At 62.1% G+C, this 16,375-nt stretch carries 17 protein-coding genes; all 17 read right to left on the bottom strand.

What is annotated here, in order from left to right:
• Positions 1–12: 12 nt before the first annotated feature.
• Positions 13–1,023, bottom strand: coding sequence for a helix-turn-helix domain-containing protein (locus tag OTER_RS04380; protein ID WP_012373694.1), 1,011 nt, complete (start codon positions 1,021–1,023; stop codon positions 13–15).
• A 178-nt stretch (positions 1,024–1,201) separates the two neighbouring features.
• Positions 1,202–2,581 (bottom strand): alpha-amylase family glycosyl hydrolase, encoded by a 1,380-nt coding sequence (locus OTER_RS04385; protein WP_012373695.1) that lies wholly within the window; start codon positions 2,579–2,581, stop codon positions 1,202–1,204.
• Positions 2,582–2,780: 199 nt separating this feature from the next.
• Positions 2,781–2,951, bottom strand: a complete 171-nt coding sequence (locus OTER_RS24925; RefSeq protein ID WP_012373696.1) for a FeoB-associated Cys-rich membrane protein — start codon at positions 2,949–2,951, stop codon at positions 2,781–2,783.
• 1 nt (position 2,952) lies between these two features.
• Positions 2,953–5,103 carry a ferrous iron transport protein B gene (feoB, locus tag OTER_RS04390; RefSeq protein ID WP_012373697.1) on the bottom strand — a complete coding sequence of 717 codons (2,151 nt, stop codon included), beginning with the start codon at positions 5,101–5,103 and terminating at the stop codon, positions 2,953–2,955.
• 18 nt (positions 5,104–5,121) lie between these two features.
• A complete protein-coding gene (locus OTER_RS04395; RefSeq protein ID WP_012373698.1) occupies positions 5,122–5,361 on the bottom strand; it encodes a FeoA family protein in 240 nt (79 codons plus the stop codon).
• A 2-nt stretch (positions 5,362–5,363) separates the two neighbouring features.
• Complete coding sequence (locus OTER_RS04400; RefSeq protein ID WP_012373699.1) at positions 5,364–5,612, bottom strand: FeoA family protein; 249 nt, start codon at positions 5,610–5,612, stop codon at positions 5,364–5,366.
• Positions 5,613–5,689: 77 nt separating this feature from the next.
• Entirely contained in the window at positions 5,690–6,097 is a 408-nt protein-coding gene (gene atpC, locus OTER_RS04405) for an ATP synthase F1 subunit epsilon (RefSeq protein WP_012373700.1), read from the bottom strand.
• A 106-nt stretch (positions 6,098–6,203) separates the two neighbouring features.
• Positions 6,204–7,622, bottom strand: coding sequence for a F0F1 ATP synthase subunit beta (atpD, locus tag OTER_RS04410; protein WP_012373701.1), 1,419 nt, complete (start codon positions 7,620–7,622; stop codon positions 6,204–6,206).
• Between the two features lie 34 nt (positions 7,623–7,656).
• Positions 7,657–8,541, bottom strand: coding sequence for an ATP synthase F1 subunit gamma (gene atpG / locus OTER_RS04415; RefSeq protein WP_012373702.1), 885 nt, complete (start codon positions 8,539–8,541; stop codon positions 7,657–7,659).
• 33 nt (positions 8,542–8,574) lie between these two features.
• A complete protein-coding gene (atpA, locus tag OTER_RS04420; RefSeq protein WP_012373703.1) occupies positions 8,575–10,101 on the bottom strand; it encodes a F0F1 ATP synthase subunit alpha in 1,527 nt (508 codons plus the stop codon).
• 24 nt (positions 10,102–10,125) lie between these two features.
• Positions 10,126–10,521, bottom strand: a complete 396-nt coding sequence (locus OTER_RS04425) for a F0F1 ATP synthase subunit delta (RefSeq protein WP_012373704.1) — start codon at positions 10,519–10,521, stop codon at positions 10,126–10,128.
• A gap of 56 nt (positions 10,522–10,577) precedes the next feature.
• Complete coding sequence (gene atpF / locus OTER_RS04430; protein ID WP_012373705.1) at positions 10,578–11,135, bottom strand: F0F1 ATP synthase subunit B; 558 nt, start codon at positions 11,133–11,135, stop codon at positions 10,578–10,580.
• Between the two features lie 55 nt (positions 11,136–11,190).
• The gene (locus OTER_RS04435; RefSeq protein ID WP_012373706.1) at positions 11,191–11,400 is read right to left on the bottom strand and encodes an ATP synthase F0 subunit C; all 210 of its coding nucleotides are present in this window, start codon (positions 11,398–11,400) and stop codon (positions 11,191–11,193) included.
• A 71-nt stretch (positions 11,401–11,471) separates the two neighbouring features.
• Positions 11,472–12,431, bottom strand: a complete 960-nt coding sequence (locus OTER_RS04440; RefSeq protein ID WP_237702444.1) for a F0F1 ATP synthase subunit A — start codon at positions 12,429–12,431, stop codon at positions 11,472–11,474.
• A gap of 52 nt (positions 12,432–12,483) precedes the next feature.
• The gene (gene trmB, locus OTER_RS04445) at positions 12,484–13,062 is read right to left on the bottom strand and encodes a tRNA (guanosine(46)-N7)-methyltransferase TrmB (protein WP_012373708.1); all 579 of its coding nucleotides are present in this window, start codon (positions 13,060–13,062) and stop codon (positions 12,484–12,486) included.
• Positions 13,052–14,956, bottom strand: a complete 1,905-nt coding sequence (gene mnmG, locus OTER_RS04450; RefSeq protein WP_044891563.1) for a tRNA uridine-5-carboxymethylaminomethyl(34) synthesis enzyme MnmG — start codon at positions 14,954–14,956, stop codon at positions 13,052–13,054. Before mnmG ends, trmB begins: the two co-directional genes overlap by 11 nt.
• Before the next feature lie 23 nt (positions 14,957–14,979).
• On the bottom strand, positions 14,980–16,338 hold the full coding sequence (mnmE, locus tag OTER_RS04455) for a tRNA uridine-5-carboxymethylaminomethyl(34) synthesis GTPase MnmE (protein ID WP_012373710.1): 1,359 nt from the start codon (positions 16,336–16,338) through the stop codon (positions 14,980–14,982).
• Positions 16,339–16,375 lie beyond the last annotated feature (37 nt).

The following is a 16,375-nucleotide window of genomic DNA, read 5'->3' on the forward strand; positions in this document are numbered from 1 at the left end:
CGCCAGGAAACATCAGCTCGCTACGAGCGGCGGGATATCCACCGATTTCTTTTGCGGCGTGCCGGGCGAGAAATCCACGCGATTGGCGTAGACCGTCTTCGGCTGGGCTTCACGCTGCGTGCGCTGGGCGTCGAGCTGCGCGCGAAATTCCTGCGGTGACATGGCCTTGTGCTGCTTGAACACGCGGCCGAAGTAAGCCGGATCGGCGAAGCCGCTCGAGTACGCGATCTCCGAGACCGTCAGCGACGTGGTGCCGAGCGCGAGAATCGCGCCTTCGATCCGGATCCGTTGGATGTAGTGCGTGAGCCGTTCCTTTGTTTCGATGTGGAAGAGATGCGAGAGGTAGTCGGCCGAGCAGCCGAGCGCTGCGGCGATGTCCTGCACGCGCAGATCCGGGTTCGAGAACTGTTCGCGGACGATGCACTTCGCCTGAAAGATCTTGCCGACGTCCTCGTTGAGATTCCCCGTGCCCGTCTCGACGATGTTGCGAAAGAGGCCGAGCAGCGCGAGGAGCATGCCCTTGAATACGGCTTCGCGCGCCGGCGCTTGCATGCCGTGCGCGTGAACGAGGCTGTTGGTGAGCGTGAGGAAGACGTCGAGATTCGGTGCATCGAAGAACTCGATGGTCTCGATGTCGGGGTGCTGCGGTTGCGCCTCGTAGGCGAAGTGCAGACTGATGGTGTTGTTGTAGAAACCAACGACGAGATTGCGGAAGGGCCGATCGACGTCGGCATGCACGGTCTCGCCGTGCGGCACGCCGGCGGGAACGATGCACATTTCGCCGGGGCGCAGGTCGAAACGCTCGCGGGGAAAGCGAAAATCGGTGCGGCCGTAGATCTGCAGAAAAATCTCCGGGCGGTAGTGATAGTGCATTCCGCGCAGGTTTTGGGCGGGCTTCATTTCCTTCGGAATGCGAACATTCAGGAGCCCCCGCTCCGCCTGCTTGATCCATAGCTCGAAAATACGGCGCATCTCGGCACGGTCCTGATGATTCAGGGACTTGGCGTCGAAGATGGCTTTCATCCGGGGGCGCGATGCAGCGTGGTCAGGAAGGGGTAGCAAGTCAGAGACGTCCGACAGCGGAACGGTATGACAAAGACTACTCCATCGGCCAATAGTTCGCTAACCCGAATAGGTTTTATCCGGATGATTGAGGATTTTTCCGCAGTCGCCAATTTGGCGTTGCGGTGGCTGGCGGTGGCTAAGGTTGCGAGGCCAACACGCGATAGCTCCACGCCCGGAGAGCCAACGTGGAGCCCGCGGGCAGAACCAGATTCTCGCCGGTGAAAGCATCGCGCCACGACCCCGCCAGAGCGGCGTCATGGCAATCGGCGGTCACGTCGCGCGCCGTCAGGTTGAGCATCACGACCACGCGGTGAGAACCTGCTTCGCGGACCAGCACGTAAAGCGAATCGTTCTGGGTCGTGGCCAGTCGGCGCATCGGCGTGCCGGTGCGCATCGCCGGATGCGCGTGCTTCAGCTGGCAGAGCGTGCGGTAAAACGCCGTCAACGGATGGGCGGTCGTCCACTGGATCGGGTCACGTTCGAAGAACTCGAGCCGACGATTCACGCCGATCTCCTGGCCGTTGTAGATGAGCGGAATCCCATCGAGCGCAAACGAAAGCACCGCGAGCGGAGTCGCGCCGCCGCCGAGCCGTTCGAACTCCGTACCCTGCCAGCTGTTCTCGTCGTGGTTGCTCGTGTAGTAGAGCAGCGCGCCGCCGGCGGGCAGCCGCACGCGCGACCGCGCCAGCGTGTCGTCGATGCCGGAGACGCCGACGTGGCCTTGGGCGACGGCGTTGAACGTGTGCATCATGTCGAACCCGTAGGACGCGTTAAAGGCGGCGAGCTGATGCTGGGGCAGCTCGGATTCGGCGAGCATGAAAAGGTCAGGACGAATCGCTCGCAGCCGCGCGGTAAGCTGGTTCCAAAACGCCGTCGGCACGCCGGTCGCGAAATCGCAACGGTAGCCATCGACACCAAAGTTCTCGATCCAGTAAGCCATCGCCCCGGCTTGATAGTCGAGAACGGCGGGGTTGCTGAAATCCAGCTGGATCACATCCGTCCAATCGAACCCGGTCGGCGGCACGAAGGAGCCTTTCGCGTCGCGCACGAAATAATCTGGATTCTGCTGCGTGAGTGGATTGTCCCAAGCGGTGTGATTGCCGACCCAGTCGAGGATCACGCGAAGTCCGGCGGCGTGAGCGGAGTCGACGAGGCGTTTGAAATCCTCCTTCGTGCCGAATTCCGTGTTCACGCCGTAGTAGTCGCGGACGGCGTAGTAGCTGCCGAGCGGGCCTTTTCGGTTGTGTTCGCCGATAGGGTGAATCGGCATCAGCCAGAGCACGTTGACGCCGAGATCGCGGAGCCGCGGAAGATCGGCGGTTACAGCCGCGAAGTTCCCCGCCGGGGAGTACTGCCGCACGTTCACCTCGTAGATTGTCGCGGTGCGAACCCATTCGGGTTGACCGAGCGCGGGCTGGCCGGCGCAGATCTGCGGAGGCTCCGCGGAGAAAAGGACGGACGCACAACCGGCGAGTGCAACGCACGCGGAAACGAGCAGGCGGGGTGATTTCGTCATGGCACGAAGGGGTCGATGCAGCGTGCGCGCAGGTCGCGGGCTCGCCAGCGGTTTGTGGCGGAGGAACCCGGTAAAGCCCGGAGAAAACTTATGCAGCAGCGCGGCCGGCGGTGAACGCCGGCCCTACGGCCGCCAAGGCGTCGCGAGCGACGCTCCTGCGGAAAATGGAACAAACCTGCGTCCGCCCGCGCCCCTCGCTTCAGCGGCGGCGCGTGAGTTGTTTTTGCAGGCGCTTGAGCTCCGGGCTGACGGCGCCGCAATCGCTGCCACAACCGGGATTTTTCCGCTTGTTGTAGGCGCGCCAAACCAAGCCGCCGATCGCGAGGGCGACCACGAGCAGGGCGAGAATCGTTTGGACCTGCGGTGTCATGTCAGAAACCTAACGCGCGGCCGATTTGGTAGACCAGAAAGCACATCACCCACGCGGTTCCCGTCATGTAGCCGATTTGGAAGAGTGGCCAGCGCCAGCTGTTCGTTTCCCGACGCACCACCGCGACCGTGCTCACGCACTGCATCGCGAACACGTAGAACACCATCAGCGTCAGCGACACGAGCGGCGTGAACAGCGGCCGGCCATCGGGCCAGCGGGCCTGGAGCATCGCCTGTCGCAGCGGCGTCGTGTTGGCAGCGTCATCGGATTGGGCGTTGAAGACGACGCCCATGGTGGAGACAAAAACTTCTCGCGCGGCGAACGACGTGATCAGACCGATCCCGATCTGCCAGTCGAATCCGATCGGCTTGATCACCGGCTCCAACAGGTGCCCCGCCTGCCCGGCGTAGCTTTGCGCCATCTGCTGGGTTGGCGTGGCGGTTTCCGGCGCCTTGGGATAAGCGGCGAGAAACCAGAGCACGATGCTGATGCCGAGAATGACGGTGCCTGCGCGGCGGACGAAAATCCACGCGCGCTCGACCATGTGCAGGAGCACGTCACGCACGGACGGCAGCCGGTACGGCGGAAGCTCCATGATCATGAGCGGCGGCTCGCCTTTGAGCAGCGTGCGCTTGAAAAGCCAGGCGAAGCCAAACGCGCCCGCCGTGCCCAGCACGTACATCAGCAACATCACCCCGACCTTCGTGAGCACGGGCACCCGGTCGCCCGGCACCAGGGCGGCAATCATCAACAGGTAGACGGGCAGCCGCGCTGAACAACTCATCAGCGGCGCAACGAGGATCGTGACGAGCCGGTCCTTGGAATCCTCGATCGTGCGCGTCGCCATGATGCCGGGAATCGCGCACGCGTAGGAGCTGAGCAGCGGAATGAAACTTTTGCCGTTCAGGCCCACGCGGCTCATTAGCCGGTCCATGATGAAGGCCGCCCGCGCCATGTAGCCCGTGCTCTCCAGCAGCCCGATGAAGAAAAACAGAATCAGGATCTGCGGCAGAAACACCAACACGCCGCCCACGCCGCCGATCGCGCCGTCCGTGATAAGATCGCGCAGGTCGCCGGCCGGCATCGCGGCCTTCACCCAGTTCGCGAGATTCGCGAACTGCGCATCGATGAAGTTCATCGGGTACTCGGCCAACAGGAAGATGCTGAAGAACAGCAGCGACATGGTGCTGCCCAGCACCAACCACCCCCAAATCGGATGCGTGACGACCGAGTCGATCTTGTCCGACGTGGTCGGGCCGATGTCGCCGGCCGGCAGGACGACCTCGGAAGCGATCCGGCCGATCGATTCGTAGCGGGAGTTAACGAGCGTGCCGGCCCAGTCGGTGCCTTCGGCTTCCCAGCGTTTCTGCCAGGTACGCAGGATCTCCGTCGTTCGCACGCTCAACGGCGTCGAGCCGGCGACGCGCACGCTGTCCTGATCGGTGAGGAGCAACAGCGCTTCGGCGCGGGCGATCAGCGGAGATTTGCCGGAATCCGCGATGAGCGAGGCCTGGAGATCCGCCACCGCGGGAGCGATGGCCGCCGGCACGTCCCACGCGTGACGCGCGAGCGGCAAGTCGGGCCGGCTCATCGCGAGTCGGAGTTCAACAACGCCTTTGCCGTTGACCGCCTCGCACGGAATTACCGGGACGCCCAGTTCGTGCTCCATTCGGCCGACCCGAATGTTCAGGCCCGAGGCTGCAGCGAGGTCCATCATGTTGAGGACAACGATCACGGGTCGCCCGAGATCGAGGATCTGATGGAGCAGGTAAAGATTTCGCTCGAGATTCGTTGCATCGAGGATGCAGAGAATCCGGTCCGGTTGGGGCGTATCCGCGCGGCGGCCGAGCAGAACGTCGCGCGTGACGGCCTCGTCCGGCGAGCGCGCGGCGAGCGAATAGGCGCCGGGCAGGTCGATGACGGTCATCGGCTGGCCATGCTGCGAGTAGGTCGTGCCGATCTTTTTTTCGACGGTGACGCCGGGATAGTTGCCGACCTTCTGTTTCAGGCCGGTCAGCGCGTTAAACAGCGTGCTTTTGCCGCAATTCGGATTGCCGACGAGCGCGTAGGTCGGGTTGCGCAAGGTCGCTGGGATTGCGGCGTTGGCGATGTGGGCCGGCAGCGGCAGATTGGCGGTGGGCGACGAAGCCATGCGGGGCGGCGGCAAGCGTTACTGGGCGGGCTCCACCAGTACGTGGTCGGCTTCGGTTTTGCGCAGAGTGAGGCTGTAACCGCGGACTTTGATCTCGATCGGATCACCCAACGGCGCGGTGCGCACGAGCGTGACTCGCGTGCCGGGGAGAACGCCCATCTCGCGTAGCCGGATAAAAGCAGGCCCGAGTTTCGGGAATTCGCGGACGACGGCGGATGCGCCGGCAGTCAGCGTGGAAAGGGTGACGAACTCAGCCATGTTCACCGTCGCCGCACCTGCTCGACCAGGATGTTCTTGGCGGCGTCGTGGCTCAGCGCCATGCGCGTGCCGTTGATCTGACACAGGATCGTTCCCGAACCGGAAATCTTTGTGACGGAAGCGGATTCGCCGAAGCCCATCTCTCGCACCCGCTGGCAGAACGCTGCGTTGCCGGCGAGCTGACGGATCAATCCGATCGAGCCGGCGGGGAGTTGGCAGAGAGGCAGAAGAGCAGCAGACGTGCGATGCATCGCATAGACACTGAGACTCGGTTTCAGTCCGAGTTCAAGAAAAAGGCTCAGCCAAGGGAGGCTGAGCCCGTAAGTGGCTACCGTTTGCGGCGTTTCAGGGCAAGTTGCACGCCGGCGAATCGAACCATGCTCTGGAGGTTCTGGAACTCGTTCGGGTCCATTTTGGCGGCGTCCTTCATCTGGTCTTGGGCGCGGCGTAACGCGTCCTCGACGGCTTTCTCGTCGATCGTCGATTCGGTGACAGCGTGCTCTGCGAGCACCCGGACGCGGTCGCCTTCGACTTCAGCAAAACCGCCGCCGACCACCAGCCACTCTGTCTGGCCGTTCTTCGTCACCCGCAATTCGCCGTCCTCGACCTGGGTCAGGAGTGGAATGTGACCGGGGAGAATGCCGACCTCGCCGTCGGCGGTCGGGATGACCACCGAATCGATCGTGTCGGAGTAGACCCGGGCTTCAGGGGTGACGATTTCGAGCGTGAGAGGCATGGCGGTTGAAGTATTAGGCGAGAAGTAACAAGTAATAGGCCGACTTGCGGCGGTCGCTGAGGATTCTTGTTACTTCGAACTCGGCTCTTGTGACTTCGCGTAGCGCTCAGCTCTTCTTGGACGCGGCGATGACCTCGTCGATGCCACCTTTCATGTAGAAATCACCTTCGGCGACGTCGTCGAGCTGACCATCGAGGATCATCTTGAAGCCGCGGACGGTTTCTTTGACCGGTACGTATTTACCCGGCGTGCCGGTGAAGACTTCCGCCACCGAGAACGGCTGCGAGAGAAAGCGCTGAATTTTGCGGGCGCGATAGACCGTTTGTTTGTCCTCGGGCGAAAGCTCGTCGAGACCGAGAATCGCGATGATGTCCTGCAGATCCTTGTAGCGCTGCAGCACGCGCTGCACTTCCCGCGCCACGAAATAGTGCTCCTCGCCGACGATGTCGGCCTGCAGGGCCTTCGAGACGGACGCGAGCGGATCGACCGCCGGATAAATGCCGAGCTCGGCGATGGAGCGCTCGAGCACGATGGTGGAATCGAGGTGGGCGAACGTATTCGCCGGCGCAGGGTCGGTGAGATCGTCCGCCGGCACGTAGACCGCCTGCACGGACGTGATCGAACCCTTCTTGGTCGACGTGATGCGCTCCTGGAGAATGCCCATCTCGTTCGAGAGCGTCGGCTGATAACCGACGGCGGACGGCGAGCGACCCAGCAACGCGGATACCTCGGAGCCGGCCTGCGAGAACCGGAAGATATTGTCGATGAAGAGCAGCACGTCCTGGTTCTTCTCGTCGCGGAAATACTCGGTCATCGCGAGCGCGGAGAGCGCGACGCGCATGCGCGCGCCCGGCGGCTCGTTCATCTGCCCGTAGACCAGCGCGACCTTCGACTTGGAGAGATCCTTCTGATTGATGACGCCCGCCTCGGACATTTCGTGGTAGAGGTCGTTGCCCTCGCGGGAGCGCTCCCCTACTCCGCCGAACACCGAGTAGCCGCCGTGCGCCTTCGCGACGTTGTTGATGAGCTCGAGAATGACGACGGTCTTGCCGACGCCGGCGCCGCCGAACGCGCCGGCCTTGCCACCCTTGATGAACGGGCAGATCAGGTCGATGACCTTGATGCCGGTTTCGAGGATTTCGGCTTTGGTGTTCTGTTCGGCCAGCGTCGGAGCCGGACGGTGAATCGGGTATTTCTTGTCGAACTTCACCGGCCCCTTCCCGTCAACCGTGTTGCCGGTCACGTCGAAGATGCGTCCGAGCACGCCGTCGCCCACCGGAACCGAGATCGGGGCCCCCGTATCCACGACCGTCATGCCGCGGACCAGACCTTCGGAGGAAGACATCGCGACGGTGCGCGCAATGCCGTCGCCCAAGTGCTGCTGGATCTCGAGGGTGAGGACTTGCGGCTTGCCGGCGGCGGTGAACTCGACGGTGAGCGCCTGCAGGATCGGCGGAATAGCGTTTTCGGCGAACTGTACGTCGACGACGGGGCCGATGACTTGGACGATTTTACCGGTGTTCATTGAGAGAGGATCGAGAAAGGATCGGATTGAAGGCTCAGGAGGCGGCCGCGAACTGCGCGGCGGCGATTTCGATGATTTCCTGCGTGATGCCGGCCTGGCGGGCCTTGTTGTATTCGAGCGTGAGATCGTCGAGCAGCTTGGTCGCGTTGTCCTTCGCCGTCTTCATGGCGACCATGCGCGCGCTGTGCTCGGAGGCCTTGGCGTCGAGGACTTGGTGATACACCTCGCGATTGATGTAGAGCGGCAGCAAGGCGGAGAGCACCGACACGGGATCGGGCTCGAACAGCATCTGCGCTTCCACAGCCGGGGAGCGCGGGGCGCTGACGCCGGTGCCGTGCTGCAGGGATTCGACCGCGTGCTGCACGCCGCGCAGCGGCAGCAACTGGGCGATCGTCGGAATCTGCACGAGGGTGTTCTTGAAGCGCGGCCAGATGACCTCGACGGAGTCGACGACGCCGTCGATGAACTGCTTGGTCATGAACTCGACCACAACCTTCACCTCGGCGAAGGCCGCGCGGTCGCTCACCTGAAACTCGGCGAGCAAATCGCGACGCGTGCGAGCGATGAATTGCGCGCCCTTGCGGCCAACGACGACGTATTTCGCCGGCGACTGGATGTCGGTGACGAGCTTGAACAGGTTCGCGTTAAGCGGACCGGCGAGGCCCTTGTCGGTCGTGATAAGAATGATGCCGCGGGTCTTCACCTCGCGCTGCACCAGAAACGGATGCTGGGCCTCCTCCACCCGGTCGCCCAGCGTCGCCAGCATCTGCGCCATCAATTCAGCATAGGGCCGTCCGGCGACGGCGGCTTGCTGGGCCTTCTTCATCTTCGAAGCGGCCACCAGTTCCATCGCCTTGGTGATCTGGCGGGTGTTTTTGACCGACTTGATGCGCCGGCGAATGTCGCGAGTGGATGCCATGCGGCGAAAGGTGGTTCAGAAGGGCGGAGCGGCTCAGGCGGTGTAGCTCGCCTTCCATTCCTCGACGGCGGTGAGCAGGCGCGCCTCGAGATCCTTGTCGAGGGCGGCCTTGGTGCGGATTTCCGCCAGCAGCGCATCTTTGCGCGCAACAAAGAACTCCTTCAGCGAATTCGCGGCCACGACGACCTTCTTGGTGTCGATGGCATCGTAAAAGCCCTTCTGCATCGCGAAGAGCACGACCACCTGGACTTCGATTGGAATCGGGTTGAACGCCGGCTGCTTGAACAGCTCGACGATACGGGCGCCGCGGTCGAGCTGCGCCTTGGTCTTCGCGTCCAGGTCGGAGCCGAACTGCGCGAACGCGGCGAGCTCGCGGAACTGCGCCAGCTCGCCCTTCAATTTGCCGCCAACCTGCTTCGTCGCCTTGATCTGCGCCGCGGAACCCACGCGCGAAACCGACAAGCCCACTGACACCGCCGGACGGATACCTTGGTTGAAGAGATCGGTCTCGAGGAAGATCTGGCCGTCAGTGATCGAAATGACGTTGGTCGGAATGTAAGCCGAGACGTCGCCCGCCTGCGTCTCGATGATCGGGAGACCCGTGAGCGAACCCTTACCCTGGAGGCGGGCGCTGCGCTCGAGCAAGCGGCTGTGGAGATAAAAGACGTCGCCGGGATAAGCCTCACGGCCAGAGGGGCGTTTCAGAATCAGCGAAATCTGGCGGTAAGCGACCGCGTGCTTGGAAAGATCGTCGTACACGATCAGCGCATCCATGCCATTTTCCATGAACCACTCGCCCATCGCGGCGCCGGAGAACGGCGCGAGGTATTGGTTCGCCGGGTTGTCGGCCGCCGGCGCGGCGACGATAATCGTGTATTCCAGCGCTCCGGCCGCTTCGAGCGCGCTGATCGTGCGCACGATGTTCGAGTTCTTCTGTCCGACAGCGACGTAGATCGAATACATCGGGCGGAATTTCGAATCGCCGGACGCCAGGCCGACCTTGTTGATCTTCGCCTGATTGATGATCGTGTCGATCGCGATGGTCGTTTTGCCGGTACCGCGGTCACCGATGATCAGCTCGCGCTGGCCGCGACCGATCGGGATCATCGAGTCGATCGCCATGATGCCGGTGAACAAGGGCTGCGTCACCGATTGGCGCACGATGATACCGGGCGCGATCCGCTCGACAGGATAGGTCTCAGTGGCCGCGATCGGACCTTTGCCATCGACGGGATTGCCGAGCGCGTCGACCGCGCGGCCAAGCAGGGCCTTGCCGACCGGCACCGAGAGCAGGCGGCCGGTGGTCTTCGCTTCGTCGCCTTCCTTCAGCTTCGAGATATCGCCGAGCACGACGCAACCGACCTCGTCTTGTTCCAAATTCAGCGCGATGCCGATCGTGCCGCCCGGGAACTCGACCATCTCGTTGTACATCACGTCCGACAGACCGTCGATACGCGCGACGCCGTCGGCGACCGCGATGATGTGGCCGGTGTTTTTCTTGACGGCTTGCGAGGAGAGTTTGGCGATCTGCTGTTCGATTTGTTCGAGAACGGTGCTCATCGGAAAGGTAGGATTGAAATGGGATCAGACGGCGGCGGCGAGGGCGGCGAGCTGGCCAGCGACGGAGGATTCGTAAGTGTCGTCGCCGATGCGAACGCGTATGCCGGCGAGCAGCGTGTCGTTGCGCTTCGCGACGGGCGTGATCGGCCGGTTGTATTTCCTGGCCATCGCCGCGGCGATCTGCGCGAGCGCCGGCTGGTCGAGCGGCCCGGCGTGTTCCACGACGGCCTGGCTGCGCGCGATCTCAGCGGCGATTAGCCGGTGATACGCGCGGAGCACTGCGGTGACGTGCTTCGGCCGGTGCTTCTCGAGATACTGCAGTACGCCCGTCACGCGTTCGCTAGAGACCGCGCCATTTTCCAAGCTCAAGTTGAAGAGCTGATGGGCGAGCTGCTGGATCTGCTTGTTGCCAGAGGCCATATCAGTGAGTGCGGAGAAAAAATCGCGGGCGAACGAGTGAGCGGCGCGCGGAACGATCAGACGTTGGTCAGCTCACGCGTAGCCGATGCGTTGTAGGCGGCGCGATCGGAGTCGGAAAGCTTCTGCGCCAGCACGCGTTCGGTGGTGATCACGACCAGGCGGGCGATTTCGGTGCGGGCGTCGGCGAGCATTTTCCGGTGCTCGAGCTCGATCGCCTGCTGGGCCTTCGCGATGGTCTCGCTGGCTTTGGCGGCGGCTTCCTGCGTTTGCTTGTCGAGATAATCTTTCGCCGTACGGCGGGCTTCGTCGACGATGCGCGAGGCTTCGACTTGGGACTTTTTGACGATCGCTGCACTCTCCTGCTGTGCAGCCGCCAGCTTGGCCTGCATCTCCTCGGCGTATTTCAGCCCGGCGCCGACTTTCTCGGCACGCTCTTCCATCGCGGCGATCGTGGGTTTGATCGCGAAGCGATACAGAATCCCCAGGACGATCAGGAAGCTGAAGGTCTGGATGAGGATGTACTTCGGATCCAAGCCGAATTTTTCGACGAGTTCGGCGACCAGACCCGGTTCGGCGACGTGAGCTTCGGCCGCAGCAAGAAAGAGGGGCAGCATAGTCAAAGGGAAGAGGCAGCGCGGTGTCCGCGCTGCCGGTTAACGCGGAGGACGATTACCTGGCGAGGAAGAGCGCGAGGATGCCGAGACCTTCGGCGAGCGCCATTCCGATGATGGCTTGAACGAGAACCTTGCCGGATGCGCCGGGATTGCGGCCGACGGCTTCGGCGGCTTTCAAGCCGATGAGACCGACGCCGAGAGCGGCGCCGAGCAGACCAAACGCGCTGGCGATGTTGCCGGTGAGTTCAGCGATGGTTGGAATCATGATCGTGGGTTGGTTTTGTTTGTTGGAGCTCCGCCGTGCGCACGCGGGGCACGCTCCCGGCGGAAAAGGGATCAGTGCGGAGCCGCCGGCACATGGCCGGATTTCTCGTCAGCCGCGTGCTCGTGATCGTGGTCGTCGCCATGATTGGCGAGCAGGCCGATGTAGACGGACGTGAGCAGCGTGAACACGAGGGCCTGAATCAGGCCGACCAGCAGTTCCATGAAGTAAAACACGAAAAAGAAGCCGGTGCCATGGAGCAGGTTCTCGCCGCCAAAGATATTGCCGAACAAACGGACGGACAGCGTGAAGGGCCGGATCGCGATCGAAAAGACTTCGATGAACCCAACCAGGAGAAAGACGATCGACAAAATCGGATACAGCCAAGCCGGGGTTTCCTTCTTGTCGGCCTTGTTGCCGAACAGATCGAAGAGGATCAGCCGCGGTCCCACGTATTTCAGCACGATGATCGCCCACGCGCCGAAGGAGATCAGCGCCAGCGCGATGGTACCGTTGAAGTCGGCGTTGTGCGGACGGATCCACGGGGTGTCGATATGCTGGAGGCTCCACCAGTGTTCGCCGCGTCCCCACCCCATCGTACCGACGCCGGGAAGCAGCCCCATCCAGTTGTGAAAGAGGATGAAGATGAAAAGCGTCACGAGGATAGGGAAAGCCGCCGGGAACGCCTTCTTGCCGACGATCGGCTCGAAGAGATCACGCAGCGCCTCGATCAACTTTTCCACCAGGGCCTGTCCTTTTGAAGGCATCACCGATGGCTTGCCGACGAGCCACATCACAAAAGCGACGAGCAGCAAGGAAACCGCCCAACCGGTCGCCATGCTATTGGTGATCGCCCAGCCGCCGCCGAAATCGATCAGCTTGGCGGCCGCCGGAGCGACGCCTTCGCCTTCCGCGCCGAAAACCGGGAGAGAAGTTAGAGAAAGCAGCAGTAAGACAGCGCGTTGGGTCGCTCGAAGCATGGGGGCGGAACGGTAGGGAAGATTTACCAAAGGCAAGCGCGCAGAATCCGTCAACCCTCGAGATGCGCGGTTCGCTCGGTGCAAACCGCTGCGTTCTATCGGGTGGTCAGCGCGGCGCGGCAATCAGGGAACAATGGGTTGCCGCGCGCTGCTGAAAGACCGTCTCGTATTCGAAGGGCCACGCTTCGTCCACGAGGCGCCATTGCGGATGCTCCAGGAAGGTCAGTCGTGCATCCTCGAAGTAGGGCTCGAAGTCAGTACGGAGATAAATCCGCGCCCCCTCTCTCACTTTGGGGCGTAGCTGCGTCAGGAATGCCGGCTGAATAATGCGGTGCTTGTGATGGCGCAGCTTCGGCCAAGGGTCGGGAAACAGAATGAAGACGGAAGAGATCGACACGCCGGGCGGCACCGCGTCGAGAAACAACCGGGCGTCGCCTTGCACGAAATGGAGATGAGCCAAGCCGCTCCGGTTCCGTTTGCGCATGGCCCGCGCGATGCGGTCGCTCGCCAGATCCACACCGATGCATGGCTCGCGCGTGTGGGCCTCGGCGTAAGCGGTGAGGAAATGCCCATGTCCGCAGCCGACTTCCCAGACGAAACTGGGCGCTGGCCCGAGCGCTTGCGCCAGAAAGTCCGTCAATGCGCGGCGCCTCTCGCCAATAACTGCTTTGAAGTCAGGGTACATCACGGCCGTCGGTCGTGGCGGTGTCGGGCAACGAGGGCGTTTTCCCGGTTTTGATCAACACCATGAGAATGCTCACATCCGCGGGATTTACCCCGCTGATCCGGCTGGCTTGGCCGAGCGTGTCCGGTCGCTGAGCGGCGAGTTTGAGGGCGCTTTCGCGCCGCAGGCCGGGAATGCGCAGGTAATCGATCGCCGCGGGGATGCGCACGGCTTCAATCTGGGCAAGCTTGTCGATATGCCGTTGCTCCCGCTCCCAATACCCACTGTAGAGCACGCGATAAAGCACCTCATCGCGAACGGGCTTGGACTGGCGCATCAGCTCCGACGGCAGCTCGGCACGCGCATTCTGACGTCGGATAATTTCGGCAAGAGTACCCTCGCTTGTGCGCTCGGACTCAAGCCGCCGAACCCACGATTCGATCGCTTCTTTCTTGCGCGCAATATTATCCAATCTATTGACATTAAGCAACTTACAACCGGATGCGTGATGGAGCAAGCGTAGTTCGGCGCTGCCGTGGTTGAGTAAAAGTCGGTGCTCGGCCCGGCTGGTGAACATTCGATACGGTTCTTCCGTTCCCTTGGTGACAAGATCGTCGATCAATACTCCAATGTAGGCTTCGTGGCGTCCCAGTACGAGCGGCTGCTCTCCCCTCCCCTTGCGAGCGGCGTTCACGCCGGCAATCAATCCCTGACCCGCAGCCTCTTCATACCCTGATGTGCCGTTGATCTGACCCGCGAGAAAAAGTCCCTCCACCCTTTGTGACTCCAAGGACATCTTTAGCTGCGTGGGGGGCGCATAATCATATTCGACGGCATACGCGGGTCGCAGCAGAACGGCTTCCCCCAAGCCAGGAATGCTGTGGACCAGCTCGAGCTGAACGTCGAACGGCAGACTTGTTGACAAGCCATTCACATAAAATTCGTCGGTTCCCCGCCCCTCCGGCTCGAGGAAAAGCAGGTGTCGGGGCTTGTCCGCAAACCGCACGAATTTGTCCTCGATGCTTGGGCAATACCTTGGCCCCACGCCTTCTATCTCGCCCCCGTACATCGCCGACCTTGAGAGGTTCTCTCGCACGAGCTCAGCGGTGCGCGCCGTGGTGTAGGTCATCCAGCAGGAAACTTGTTCACATCCCGGCGGGATTGCCTCTCCCTGCGGCTTACCGTGTTCCACGTGGAACACACCGCCGTCCTCGCGCGTATCGTGAAATGCAAAAAAAGTCGGGTTTGCGTCGCCCTTCTGCTCCTCCATTTTGGAAAAATCCAAGCTCCGGCCAAGCAGCCGCGGAGGCGTTCCCGTCTTGAATCGCCTCAATTCGATTCCCGCTTCCTGCAGGCTCCCCGAAAGCGTCCGTGCGCTGAAGTCACCGAGCCGGCCGCCTTCGTTCTTGTTCGACCCGATGTGCATTAACCCCCGAAGGAATGTGCCGGTGGTGACGACCACGGTACGTCCATAAAATTCGATGTCTAGATTGGTCCGACAGCCGATGACCTTGGCGCCGTCGAAGATCAGTCCCGTGACTGTGGCCTGAAAAAGCTGAAGATGGGGCTGAAGTTCAAGCGTGTGCTTGAGGCGGAATTGGTAGGCCTTTTTGTCGCACTGCGCCCGGGGGGACTGGACCGCTGGCCCCTTCGTATGATTCAGCAGTCGAAATTGGATGCCCGTGACATCGGTATTGATGGCCATCTCCCCACCAAGCGCGTCGATCTCCCGAACAATTTGTCCCTTGGCTTGGCCACCGATTGCTGGATTGCAGCTCATCTGTCCAACCGTGTCGAGATTGCCGGTAAGGAGCAGGGTGAAGGCGCCGACTCGCGCGGCCGCGAGGGAGGCCTCGATGCCGGCGTGACCGGCACCGCAAACGATCACGTCGAATGGTTCTGAATTAAATCGCACGGGGATGAGTGGCGGCTGCTGAATTACTTTCCAATACAGAAGGTGGCGAACAGCTCGTCCAGCACGCGTTCGTTATCGACCCGACCGGCAATATCACCCAGTGCCAGCAAGGCGGATCTCAGATCGCTTGCCAGCAGTTCCGCAGCGTCTCCGCTGCGGAGCTTGTCCAAAGCCGCATCCAGAGCTTCAAGAGCGAGGGCGAGAGCATGGCTGTGTCGGGCATTCACGGCAATCACGTCTTGACCAACTGTAATTTGCCATTGGTCAGCCCATCGTCCAATGGCCCCGAAAAGGTCGTCCAAACCGACACCGATCTTTGCCGAACAAAAAACCATCCCAAACCATTGGTCCACAGTATCTAATACACATTTCCCGGCGCAAAGATCTATCTTGTTTGCCACCAGAAGAGTATTCTTGGGATCGAGCCGTTTCGCCAATTCCGGCGGAAGAGAGGGTTCTGGATCCGACAGGTCAACGATCGCCAGTACCAAGTCAGCGTCGGCCAGCTGTTCCAAGCTCTTGTGGATGCCAAGCGCTTCCAACGGGGCGGGGGAGACGTTCAAGCCCGCGGTGTCGACGAGCCGGATGCAATGCTCGCCCACCGCGATCCGTTCCTCGATGAAGTCGCGGGTCGTGCCCGGTTCGGCGCTCACCAACGCTCGCTCCCGGCCCACGAGGCGATTCAGCAGGCTGCTTTTGCCGACATTTGGTGCACCTACGATCACCGTCTTGATCCCGTCACGGATCAGATTCCCATAACGTTGGGTGGCAATGAGCTGCTCCGCCTCGTGACGAGCCATCTCAAGCTCGGCAGCGAGGGTGTCGCGATTGCTGGAGGGCAAATCTTCGTCAGGGAAATCGATATACGCCTCGACTTGCGCAAGCACGCGCACGACGCGGTCGATGATCCGCTGCACATGCCGCCCGAGCGATCCTCTGAGCTGATGGTTCGCGGCGGCGAGCGCCCGGTCGCTCTGCGCGTGGATCAAATCCATCACGGCTTCCGCCTGGCTCAAGTCCAGCCGGCCATTCAAGAATGCCCGTTGAGTGAACTCGCCGGGCCCGGCAGGGCGGCAGCCGCGGGCGAAAAGGTCCTGCAGCACGCGTTGGGCGATGAAGGGGTTGCCGTGCGTCGAGATTTCGAGGAGGTCCTCGCCGGTGTAGGAACGCGGTTGGGGAAAAAAGACGCAGAGAACCTCGTCCAGGATGTGCCCGGCGCGGTCCCGGTAATCGACGCGTTGAATCCGGCGGGGCAGGGGAGTGCGCCCCAGAATCGCCTCCGCGATCCGTCGCGTATCCGGACCACTGGCACGAAGTATCGCCAAGGCCGAAATTCCGGCCGGCGTGGCCAGGGCGGCGATGGTGTCCTCGAGTGGCGGCATAAAACTCGCACGATAGCGCGCCGGCTCCGAACGCAAA

This window comes from Opitutus terrae PB90-1, from assembly GCF_000019965.1.
Lineage (GTDB): Bacteria > Verrucomicrobiota > Verrucomicrobiia > Opitutales > Opitutaceae > Opitutus > Opitutus terrae.

What these genes read in the sequence shown, in the direction of transcription:
- OTER_RS04435 (WP_012373706.1), bottom strand. Translation starts at nt 11,400, where the DNA reads ATGATTCCAACCATCGCTGAACTCACCGGCAACATCGCCAGCGCGTTT.
- OTER_RS04425 (WP_012373704.1), bottom strand. Translation starts at nt 10,521, where the DNA reads ATGGCCTCTGGCAACAAGCAGATCCAGCAGCTCGCCCATCAGCTCTTC.
- OTER_RS24925 (WP_012373696.1), bottom strand. Translation starts at nt 2,951, where the DNA reads ATGACACCGCAGGTCCAAACGATTCTCGCCCTGCTCGTGGTCGCCCTC.
- atpG (WP_012373702.1), bottom strand. Translation starts at nt 8,541, where the DNA reads ATGGCATCCACTCGCGACATTCGCCGGCGCATCAAGTCGGTCAAAAAC.
- OTER_RS04395 (WP_012373698.1), bottom strand. Translation starts at nt 5,361, where the DNA reads ATGGCTGAGTTCGTCACCCTTTCCACGCTGACTGCCGGCGCATCCGCC.
- atpA (WP_012373703.1), bottom strand. Translation starts at nt 10,101, where the DNA reads ATGAGCACCGTTCTCGAACAAATCGAACAGCAGATCGCCAAACTCTCC.
- mnmE (WP_012373710.1), bottom strand. Translation starts at nt 16,338, where the DNA reads ATGCCGCCACTCGAGGACACCATCGCCGCCCTGGCCACGCCGGCCGGA.
- OTER_RS04385 (WP_012373695.1), bottom strand. Translation starts at nt 2,581, where the DNA reads ATGACGAAATCACCCCGCCTGCTCGTTTCCGCGTGCGTTGCACTCGCC.
- trmB (WP_012373708.1), bottom strand. Translation starts at nt 13,062, where the DNA reads ATGTACCCTGACTTCAAAGCAGTTATTGGCGAGAGGCGCCGCGCATTG.
- OTER_RS04400 (WP_012373699.1), bottom strand. Translation starts at nt 5,612, where the DNA reads ATGCATCGCACGTCTGCTGCTCTTCTGCCTCTCTGCCAACTCCCCGCC.
- atpD (WP_012373701.1), bottom strand. Translation starts at nt 7,622, where the DNA reads ATGAACACCGGTAAAATCGTCCAAGTCATCGGCCCCGTCGTCGACGTA.
- feoB (WP_012373697.1), bottom strand. Translation starts at nt 5,103, where the DNA reads ATGGCTTCGTCGCCCACCGCCAATCTGCCGCTGCCGGCCCACATCGCC.
- OTER_RS04380 (WP_012373694.1), bottom strand. Translation starts at nt 1,023, where the DNA reads ATGAAAGCCATCTTCGACGCCAAGTCCCTGAATCATCAGGACCGTGCC.
- atpF (WP_012373705.1), bottom strand. Translation starts at nt 11,135, where the DNA reads ATGCTGCCCCTCTTTCTTGCTGCGGCCGAAGCTCACGTCGCCGAACCG.
- atpC (WP_012373700.1), bottom strand. Translation starts at nt 6,097, where the DNA reads ATGCCTCTCACGCTCGAAATCGTCACCCCTGAAGCCCGGGTCTACTCC.